Here is a 9,762-nt window from a genome sequence, read left to right as displayed (position 1 = left end):
GTTTATGCCCCATTATCAGTTAGACCAAATACACTACAGTTTTGAGTTTCAAATCTGTCACAATTTCCTAAATTGCATATCTATTCAACTCATTGACCTCAATCTCAAGCTAAAATAAATAAGGACATTTCTAAAGTCATTTAGGGGTCAGTTATGTGGACGAAAAAAGGCCATCGAACTGGGCAGAAAAAGCCCTTTAAGCTCGAGGATATCTGGCGTATCCGCACTAGACTCGAAATCGAAGGTAATATCATGGAGCTAGCGTTACTTAATCTCGCTATTGATTGCAAGTTACGCTCATGTGATTTACTCAGGATGAAAGTAAGGGATATTTCGTCAGGTGGTATTATCCAAAATCGTGTCCTTTATAGCCAAAGTAAAACGGGTAGAGAGGTACAATTTGAAATCACGTCACGCACGGCACAATCGTTAACCCAGTGGTTTATACACAGCCAATTAGCCATTTCAGACTATCTTTTCCCAAGTCCTCGAAAGTCGGGCAGACCAATGAGTTATAGCTGTTATTCAACAATCATTCGTCGTTGGGCATCACAACTTGGCTATGACTCTCACCTGTATGGAACTCACTCTATGCGAAGAACAAAAGCAACGTTGATCTATGCTCGAACAAAGAACATACGAGCCGTGCAGCTACTACTAGGCCATGTCAAGTTGGATAGTACCATTCGCTATCTAGGGGTAGAAATGGAAGATGCATTAAATATATCTGAAGATATAGAGTTTTGACGTTACCCGTAATAAGTCTATATACATCGGTAGGTTGTAAGGTTAGGCATGAGCAAAATGGAGAACCCTGCGCTGCAAAATAGATAGAAAATCTTATTTATAAGGTTTATATTAAACATAATTTTAATGACTTTATAAACCGAGCTATTGCTTGAGAGGATTCCATGTTTGCAGAACGCTTAGAACGAGCCCGTAAGGCTGCCGGGCTATCCATGAATGCATTAGCCAACGAGGTAGGACTGTCCGCTAACGCCATTAAAAAGTATGAACATGGTACGGCTATGCCTTCTTCTTCAAACCTATTAAAACTCGCGAAAGCGCTCGATGTGCGCACTGAGTACTTCTTTCGTCCAACGAAGGTGAAACTAGAGGGCGTAGAGTACCGCAAGCGTGCTAGTACACCAAAGAAAGTGTTAGACCGAATTAATGGCGATGTTTTAGAACAAGCTGAACGTTGGCAAGAGCTTTTAGAGTTGTATCCCGACTCAGTGAAGCCTATCCCTGAGTTTACTTTACCAAATGAGCTTCCTGAACAAATTACTAGCATAGAACAAGTTGAAGACTTAGCTATTCAAATGCGCCACGCTTGGGACCTTGGTCTAAACCCAATTCACGACATGATCGATACACTTGAAGCTAAAGGGGTGATGATCATTACCACTGATGTGGAAACAGATAAAAAATTTGATGGGTTGGCGGGGAAAATTGGCAGCACGCCTGTCGTCGTTATCTCCACGGCTCAAAGTGGTGACCGACAACGTTTCACCTTAGCCCACGAACTTGGACACTTAGTGGTGCATGGACGTTTAGTTGAAGGCCTTGACGAAGAGAAGGCCTGTAATACTTTTGCAGGCGCTTTCCTTTTACCTACTCAATCACTTATTGAACACTTGGGTGAAAAACGCCGTCATATTGAACCGCGTGAATTACTCATGCTTAAGCACGAATACGGCATTAGCATGTTGGCAGCACTGTTTCGAGCTGGGCAATGTGGAATAATTACGCCAGCGACACAGAAAAATCTGTTTATGCTGTTTAGTAAAAATGGTTGGCGAACGGAGGAGCCTGGAAAAGCTTACCCGCATGAGTCGACTTATCTACACAAGCAACTCGTTTATCGTGCGCTAGGTGAGGAGTATATTGGGGAATCAAAAGCCGCAGAGTTACTGGGAATGTCGGTTTCTAGCTTTCGTAAAGAACGAAAGTTGGAGGTGCCGACTCAAGCACAGTTAGCTCAGGAGGCTAGCCGTGCAGCAGCTGCTAATTAGTGATGCCAATATCCTCATTGACATGGCAGAAGGTGGTTTACTGGAAGCAATGTTTCAGTTGCCCTATGACTTTGCAACGCCAGATATTCTTTTTGTTGAAGAACTTGAAGAAGATCATCCCCACCTTCTGGATTTAGGGTTAGCGCTAAAAGAGGTTTCTGCAGAATCAATGATGTATGCCATGCAGCTAACGGGGACCTATACCCAAGCGAGCCGAAACGATTGTTTTGCCCTTGCTTTAGCAAAGCAAGAACAGTGTCCTTTACTGACCGGTGATATGGCACTGAGAAAAGCAGCAGAAAAAGAAGCTGCCATTGTTAAAGGCACAGTTTGGCTAGTAAGCCAACTGGTGGTTCATCAGCAAATCAATACCGAACAAGCGCGAGCAGCCTATAAGCAGATGCAAGCCAATGGCAGGCGTCTACCTTGGCATATCGCAGAACAAGCTTTAGTAGAACTAGAGCAAGTAAATTAATAATTAATAGGTTGCCCTCATAAAGTGCAATTTAGAACGATCAGGAATTCTAATAATGACAAGTTTACAACAACGTGCCGAACTTCAACGCCAAATATGGGCGATTGCCAACGATGTGCGAGGCTCAGTGGATGGCTGGGATTTTAAGCAATATGTATTGGGTACGCTGTTCTATCGGTTTATCAGTGAGAACTTTGAGCTTTACATTACTGGCGGTGATGAAAGCGTTAATTATGCTGCCATGTCTGACGATGATGAAAACATCAAGTTTGCTAAAGAAGATGCCATTAAAACCAAAGGCTATTTTCTTTACCCTAGCCAGTTGTTTAGCAATGTGGCGGCCAATGCCCATAAGAACGAAAATTTAAATACGGATTTGGCGGCGATTTTTGCTGCAATCGAAAACTCAGCCAATGGCTATGATTCAGAAAAAGACATCAAAGGCTTGTTTGCAGATTTTGATACCACTAGTAATCGTCTGGGTAATACGGTAGAGGCAAAAAACAAACGCTTGGCAGCCGTGTTAAAAGGCGTGGCAGGTTTAACCTTCGGTAATTTTGAAGGCGGTTTTGAAAATAATCAGATTGATTTATTCGGTGACGCCTACGAGTTCCTTATTTCAAACTATGCCGCAAATGCGGGCAAATCCGGTGGCGAATTTTTCACGCCTCAGCACGTCTCAAAATTGATCGCGCAACTTGCCATGCACGGCCAAACCAGCGTCAATAAAATCTATGACCCGGCGGCGGGTTCGGGCTCGTTGCTGTTACAAGCTAAAAAGCACTTTGATGCGCATATCATTGAAGATGGTTTTTTTGGCCAAGAGCTCAACCACACCACCTACAACTTGGCGCGTATGAACATGTTTTTGCACAACATTAACTACGACAAGTTTAATATTCAGTTGGGCGATACCTTAATCGAACCGCATTTTCTCGATGACAAACCCTTTGATGCGATAGTCTCTAACCCGCCTTATTCGATTAACTGGATTGGTAGCGACGACCCAACCCTAATCAACGACGATCGCTTTGCGCCCGCTGGTGTGCTCGCGCCTAAATCAAAAGCCGACTTTGCCTTTGTGCTGCATGCGCTTAGTTACTTATCAAGCAAAGGCCGAGCGGCGATTGTTTGCTTCCCAGGTATTTTCTACCGTGGTGGTGCTGAACAAAAAATTCGCCAGTACTTGGTTGATAACAACTATGTTGAAACCGTGATTTCACTGGCACCTAACCTGTTCTTTGGCACCACCATTGCCGTGAATATATTGGTGCTGTCGAAACACAAAACTGACACCACCACCCAGTTTATTGATGCCAGCGGTTTGTTTAAAAAAGAAACCAATAACAACACCCTAAGCAATGAGCACATTGAAGCCATCATGAAGGTGTTTGCCAGCAAAGAGGACGTGGATCACTTTGCCAAATCCGTTGATTTCGATGTTATCGCAGGCAACAGCTACAACCTGTCGGTCAGCAGTTATGTGGAAGCCAAAGATAATCGCGTAGTTACAAACATTACAGAGCTTAATGCAGAGCTTAAAACCACTGTCGCTAAAATTGATGCGCTTCGCAGTGATATTGATGCCATTGTTGCAAAGATTGAAGGTGAGGAGCTTGAAGCATGAATCATTTGAGTTACATGGAAAAACTGCTAGATGGGGTTGAGGTTGAGTGGAAAAAGTTAGCTGATGTTTTTCAGCTTAAAAATGGATATACACCATCAAAATCAAAAAAAGAATTCTGGGAAAATGGAACTGTTCCATGGTTTAGAATGGACGACATCCGAGAAAATGGTCAAATTCTGGATGAATCGCTACAGAAAGTCTCAGAGAGTGCAATCAAAGGTGGAAAGCTATTTCCTGAAAATTCAATAATAATTGCCACATCAGCAACTATTGGAGAGCACGCTTTGATTCGTGTTCCATTTTTAGCAAATCAGAGATTTACTAATTTAAGTTTAAAGCCAGTATATAAAGACACATTTAACAACAAGTTTATTTTCTACTACTGCTTTATGTTGGCGGATTGGTGTAAAAAAAACACAACCATGTCTAGCTTTGCATCTGTTGATATGGATGGATTTAAAAAATATCCTTTCCCAATTCCATGCCCAAACAACCCAGAAAAATCGCTGGCAATACAAGCTGAAATAGTGCGTATTCTGGACGCATTTACCGCCATGACCGCCGAGCTGACCGCCGAGCTGACCGCCGAACTTAACATGCGGAAAAAACAATACAACTACTACCGCGACAAGTTGTTGAGTTTTGAAGAGGGTGAAGTTGAGTGGAGGGCTTTGAGTGAAATAGCCGAGTATTCAAAGGCTCGTATTAGTTACACAGAACTAGATGACAGCAATTACGTTGGTGTTGAAAGCTTACTTCAGAATCGAGCTGGTAAAATAGACTCCACTCGAACCCCTGATAGTGGAAATCTTACACAATACAATCCTGATGATATCTTAATTGGGAATATACGTCCTTATTTGAAGAAGATATGGCATGCAGATCGAGTTGGCGGCACGAATGGCGATGTTCTTGTTGTTCAGACGACTGATACAGCTATAAATCCACGATATTTGTATCAAGTTTTAGCTGATGACAAGTTTTTTGAATACAACATGCAACATGCAAAAGGCGCAAAAATGCCACGAGGAAATAAGCCAAAAATCATGGAGTATTTGGTTCCTATTCCATTTGCTAGCAATAGAGAAAAATCTCTTTCGGAACAAGAACGAATCGTTACTATTCTCGACAAATTTGACACTCTAACGAGCTCCATTACCGAAGGTCTGCCCCGCGAAATCGAGCTGCGCCAGAAGCAATACGAATATTACCGAGATTTGCTGCTGAGCTTCCCTAAACCTCATTCAGATGAGGCAGCTTAATGGCCTACCAACCACCTTTTACCATCACCAGCGATATTTTGAACTTGGTGGCACAAATCAGCCAGCAGGTGGGTGAGTTAAATGCCAGCCAGCTCAATGCCTCGCCGCAACTGCGCAAGCAAAACCGCATTAAAACCATTACCGGCACGCTGGCGATTGAAGGCAATAGCTTAACTGAAGAACAAATTACCGCCATTGTTGAGGGTAAGCCCGTGCTCGGCAGCGTGCGTGAGCTGGCCGAGGTAAAAGGCGCGATTGCCGCTTATGATGCACTGCCTGCATTCACACCCAGCGAGATTTCCGATTTACTCACGGCTCACGGTTTAATGCTGTCAGATGTTCTTGTAAATGCCGGTGAGTTTCGCAGTAAAGGCGTGGGTATCCATAAAGGTGGTGTGGTGCACCATGTTGCGCCGCCTGCCCATCAAGTATCTGGTTTAATGGCTGATTTACTCCAATGGCTTAAGCAAACAAAAGACCACCCATTGATCGCCAGTTGTGTATTTCATTACGAATTTGAGTTTATTCACCCCTTTGCCGATGGTAACGGCCGAATGGGGCGGTTATGGCAAACGCTGATTTTGTCCAAGTGGCATCCGTTGTTTCTATCCTTGCCGCTAGAAAGTGTGATTAAAGACCATCAGCAAGCCTATTATCACGCCCTTGAGCAGGCCGATAACCAAGCAGACAGTACGCCGTTTATTCATTTTATGTTGTCGGTTATTCAGCAAACGCTGGCGCAAAACGCCTCTGTAAACGCCCCTGTAAAAGAAGGTGAAAACGCCCCTGTAAATACCCTTATCAATGTAACGGGCCTTAAAACGCCTGAGGCTATTTTGGCATTACTCAGTAACACGCCCGAGCTAACCCGACAACAACTCGCTGATACCTTAAATAAAGACGTGAGAACCATTGGCCGCGCCATTAGCAAACTACAAAAAGAAGGCAGGTTAACTCGGGTAGGTTCAGATAAAACCGGCCATTGGCAAGTCACTGAATAATGCGATGCGGTGGCTATTTCCATTTTGGAAAACACCACGGCTAACAAAAAAGGATGTAAACGTATGACGACGTATAAAACGGTTGCAGAGTCCAATAATTACATTGTTTTAGATAAATACACTAAAGAATGGCAGGTTAACGAAAGCTTTCAGAGTGAAGCTGACTTAGAGCGCGAGCTTATTCAGGACTTAACTAATCAAGGTTATGAATACCTACCTGCTTTAACCACACCCGATGCCATGATGGCGAATGTGCGCAAGCAGCTACAAGCCCTTAATAAGGTCGAGTTTACCGATGCCGAATGGGCGCGCTTTTGCGAGCAATACCTGAACACACCCAGCGATAATATTCTTGATAAAACTCGCAAGGTGCACAGTGACTATATTTTCGATTTTGTCTTTGATGATGGCCACATAGAAAATATCTACCTGTTCGACAAGAAAACCATTGCTCGTAACAAAGTGCAGGTCATTAAGCAGTTTGAGCAAACGGGAAGCCATGCTAACCGTTACGATGTGACTATTTTGGTCAATGGTTTGCCTTTGGTGCAAATCGAACTGAAAAAGCGTGGTGTGGCGATCCGTGAGGCATTTAATCAAATTCATAGGTACAGCAAAGAGAGCTTTAATGCAGAGAACTCGTTGTACAAGTTCTTGCAGTTGTTTGTGATCTCTAATGGCACCGACACGCGCTATTTTGCCAATACCACCAAGCGCGACAAGAACAGCTTCGACTTTACGATGAACTGGGCGAAGTCAGACAATACGCTGATCAAAGATTTAAAAGACTTTACCGCCACCTTTTTCCAGAAAGAGACGCTGCTTGAAGTGATCTTGCGTTACTCTGTGTTTGACGTCAGCAATACCTTGCTCGTGATGCGCCCTTACCAAATTGCGGCCACTGAGCGCATTTTATGGAAGATTAAGAGCGCCTTGAACGCTAAGAATTGGAGCTCTCCTAGTAATCAAAACAAGGAAAGCGGTGGATACATTTGGCACACTACCGGTTCAGGTAAAACACTCACTAGCTTTAAAGCGGCACGTTTGGCCACCGATTTAGACTGTATCGATAAAGTCTTCTTTGTGGTGGACCGAAAAGACCTCGACTATCAGACGATGAAAGAGTATCAGCGGTTCTCACCTGATAGTGTGAACGGTTCAGACAGTACCGCAGGACTTAAGAGTAACCTGGATAAAGACGATAACAAGATTGTCGTCACCACAATCCAAAAGCTCAACAACTTAATCAAAAGCGAAAGCGATTTAGCTATATACAACAAGCAAGTTGTCTTTATTTTTGATGAGTGTCATCGAAGCCAGTTCGGTGAGGCGCAGAAAAACCTGAAGAAGAAATTCAAAAAGTACTACCAGTTTGGCTTCACAGGTACGCCCATTTTCCCAGAAAATGCACTGGGCGCAGAAACCACGGGTAGCGTGTTTGGCCAGCAGTTGCACACGTATGTGATCACCGATGCCATTCGTGATGAAAAAGTACTCAAGTTCAAAGTGGACTATAACGATGTTCGTCCGCAATTTAAGAGCATTGAGACTGAGCAGGATGATAAGAAGCTTAGTGCGGCGGAGAATAAGAAAGCCTTCTTACATCCAATGCGCATTGGTGAAATCTCGCAGTATATTCTGAGCCATTTTAACCAGAAAACACATCGAGCCTATTCTGGCGCCAAAGGGTTTAACGCCATGTTTGCGGTCAGTAGTGTTGATGCGGCGAAAGCCTACTATGAAACCTTCAAAACATTGCAGGCCGAGGCTGAGAATGGACCTACAAGTAAACCTCTGCGCATTGCAACTATCTTCTCATTTGCTGCCAATGAAGAGCAGGACGCCATTGGTGATATTTTAGATGAGAGTTTTGAAGTCAGTGCCATGAACAGCAGCGCAAAAGAGTTTTTGAGCGCCGCGATTAAAGATTACAACGCCATGTTTAAATCTAACTATGGCGTGGACAGTAATGGCTTTCAGAACTACTACCGTGACCTTGCTCAGCGCGTGAAGAATCAAGAAATAGATCTGCTCATAGTGGTGGGGATGTTTTTAACGGGCTTTGATGCGCCTACGCTTAATACCCTGTTTGTTGATAAGAATTTGCGCTATCACGGCTTGATGCAGGCATTTTCTCGCACTAACCGCATTTATGATGCGACGAAGACCTTTGGCAATATTGTTACCTTCCGTGATTTGGAGCAGGCAACCATCGATGCTATCACCTTGTTTGGTGACAAAAACACCAAAAACGTGGTGTTGGAGAAGAGCTACAAAGAATACATGGAAGGCTTTAACGATATTGCTACTGGCCAAGCTCGTCGAGGTTTTGTTGATATCGTCAAAGAGCTGCAAGAACGTTTTCCAAACCCAGAAAATATTGAAAAAGAACAAGATAAAAAAGAATTTGCCAAGCTGTTTGGTGAATACCTAAAAGCAGAAAATATTCTACAAAACTACGATGAGTTTGCTGGATTAAAAGCACTGCAAAGCTTAGATACCAGTGATGAACAAGCTGTTGAAGAGTTTAAGTCAAAGTACTATCTGGACGATGCTGACATCGAGGCAATGCAAACCATCGATATGCCGAGCGAACGTGCTATCCAAGATTATCGCTCTACCTACAACGATACCCGCGACTGGTTGCGACGCGATAAAGAAGGTCAGGATAAAGATAAGTCAACGGTAGACTGGGACGATGTGGTCTTTGAAATTGATTTGCTTAAATCGCAAGAAATCAACCTCGATTACATTCTTGAACTGATTTTTGATCACAATAAGAAGAACAAGAGCAAAGAAGGCTTGATTGAAGAAGTTCGTCGTATGATCCGCGGTAGCCTTGGCAATAGAGCGAAAGAGAGCTTGGTGGTTGATTTTATTAACCAGACAAACCTAGATGAGATCAATGACAAAGCCAGCATTATCGACGCTTTCTTCAAATTCGCCCAGGCGGAGCAGAAGCGCGAAGCCGATGCCATTATTGCCTCTGAAAAGCTCAATATCGATGCTGCCAAACGCTATATTGCGTCATCACTCAAACGTGAGTACGCCTCTGAAAATGGCACAGCACTTAATGAGGCACTGCCCAAACTTAGCCCATTGAACCCACAGTACCGAACCCAGAAGCAAACGGTTTTTCAGAAAATTGCCGCTTTTGTTGAAAAATTCAAAGGTGTGGGTGGGCAGTTGTAGTGATATGAAGAGCTCTTTTCACGTAGTTAATGCTTGATGAAAAGAGCTCGATATTTTTAAATTAGTGCTGTTTTTTTTCGAGATAGCAGATATGAATATTCAAATTAGTTTAATTATTATGCATTTTCTGGATAGGTCATTGGCCCACAAATGGAGCTAATAAATAAAGCTACTAAATGATTTCTGTCCA

General features: G+C 43.3%; 7 protein-coding genes. All 7 read left to right on the top strand.

Annotated features, from left to right (window positions below; translation table 11 throughout):
• The first annotated feature begins 153 nt into the window (after nt 1-153).
• The 7 genes from L5M38_RS23345 to L5M38_RS23315 all read left to right on the top strand — a co-directional run bounded on the left by L5M38_RS23345 (nt 154) and on the right by L5M38_RS23315 (nt 9,572).
• The gene (locus L5M38_RS23345; protein ID WP_012588474.1) at nt 154-747 is read left to right on the top strand and encodes a tyrosine-type recombinase/integrase; all 594 of its coding nucleotides are present in this window, start codon (nt 154-156) and stop codon (nt 745-747) included.
• Between the two features lie 164 nt (nt 748-911).
• Nucleotides 912-2,015, top strand: coding sequence for a helix-turn-helix domain-containing protein (locus tag L5M38_RS23340; protein ID WP_263180447.1), 1,104 nt, complete (start codon nt 912-914; stop codon nt 2,013-2,015).
• Nucleotides 1,996-2,490 (top strand): PIN domain-containing protein, encoded by a 495-nt coding sequence (locus L5M38_RS23335; RefSeq protein ID WP_263180446.1) that lies wholly within the window; start codon nt 1,996-1,998, stop codon nt 2,488-2,490. Before L5M38_RS23340 ends, L5M38_RS23335 begins: the two co-directional genes overlap by 20 nt.
• Before the next feature lie 55 nt (nt 2,491-2,545).
• Nucleotides 2,546-4,117 carry a type I restriction-modification system subunit M gene (locus L5M38_RS23330; protein WP_263180445.1) on the top strand — a complete coding sequence of 524 codons (1,572 nt, stop codon included), beginning with the start codon at nt 2,546-2,548 and terminating at the stop codon, nt 4,115-4,117.
• Nucleotides 4,114-5,379 (top strand): restriction endonuclease subunit S, encoded by a 1,266-nt coding sequence (locus tag L5M38_RS23325; RefSeq protein WP_263180444.1) that lies wholly within the window; start codon nt 4,114-4,116, stop codon nt 5,377-5,379. Before L5M38_RS23330 ends, L5M38_RS23325 begins: the two co-directional genes overlap by 4 nt.
• A complete protein-coding gene (locus tag L5M38_RS23320) occupies nt 5,379-6,380 on the top strand; it encodes a Fic family protein (protein WP_263180443.1) in 1,002 nt (333 codons plus the stop codon). The genes L5M38_RS23325 and L5M38_RS23320 overlap by 1 nt, the downstream gene beginning before the upstream one ends.
• A gap of 63 nt (nt 6,381-6,443) precedes the next feature.
• On the top strand, nt 6,444-9,572 hold the full coding sequence (locus L5M38_RS23315; RefSeq protein WP_263180442.1) for an HsdR family type I site-specific deoxyribonuclease: 3,129 nt from the start codon (nt 6,444-6,446) through the stop codon (nt 9,570-9,572).
• The last annotated feature ends 190 nt before the right edge of the window (nt 9,573-9,762 follow it).

The sequence above is a fragment of the Shewanella sp. SM101 genome (genome assembly GCF_025654465.1).
Taxonomy (GTDB): domain Bacteria; phylum Pseudomonadota; class Gammaproteobacteria; order Enterobacterales; family Shewanellaceae; genus Shewanella; species Shewanella oncorhynchi.
Note: the sequence above shows the minus strand (reverse complement) of the source record. Positions and strands in the feature narration are given on the sequence as shown.

What these genes read in the sequence shown, in the direction of transcription:
- L5M38_RS23345 (WP_012588474.1), top strand. Translation starts at nt 154, where the DNA reads ATGTGGACGAAAAAAGGCCATCGAACTGGGCAGAAAAAGCCCTTTAAG.
- L5M38_RS23330 (WP_263180445.1), top strand. Translation starts at nt 2,546, where the DNA reads ATGACAAGTTTACAACAACGTGCCGAACTTCAACGCCAAATATGGGCG.
- L5M38_RS23340 (WP_263180447.1), top strand. Translation starts at nt 912, where the DNA reads ATGTTTGCAGAACGCTTAGAACGAGCCCGTAAGGCTGCCGGGCTATCC.
- L5M38_RS23315 (WP_263180442.1), top strand. Translation starts at nt 6,444, where the DNA reads ATGACGACGTATAAAACGGTTGCAGAGTCCAATAATTACATTGTTTTA.
- L5M38_RS23325 (WP_263180444.1), top strand. Translation starts at nt 4,114, where the DNA reads ATGAATCATTTGAGTTACATGGAAAAACTGCTAGATGGGGTTGAGGTT.
- L5M38_RS23320 (WP_263180443.1), top strand. Translation starts at nt 5,379, where the DNA reads ATGGCCTACCAACCACCTTTTACCATCACCAGCGATATTTTGAACTTG.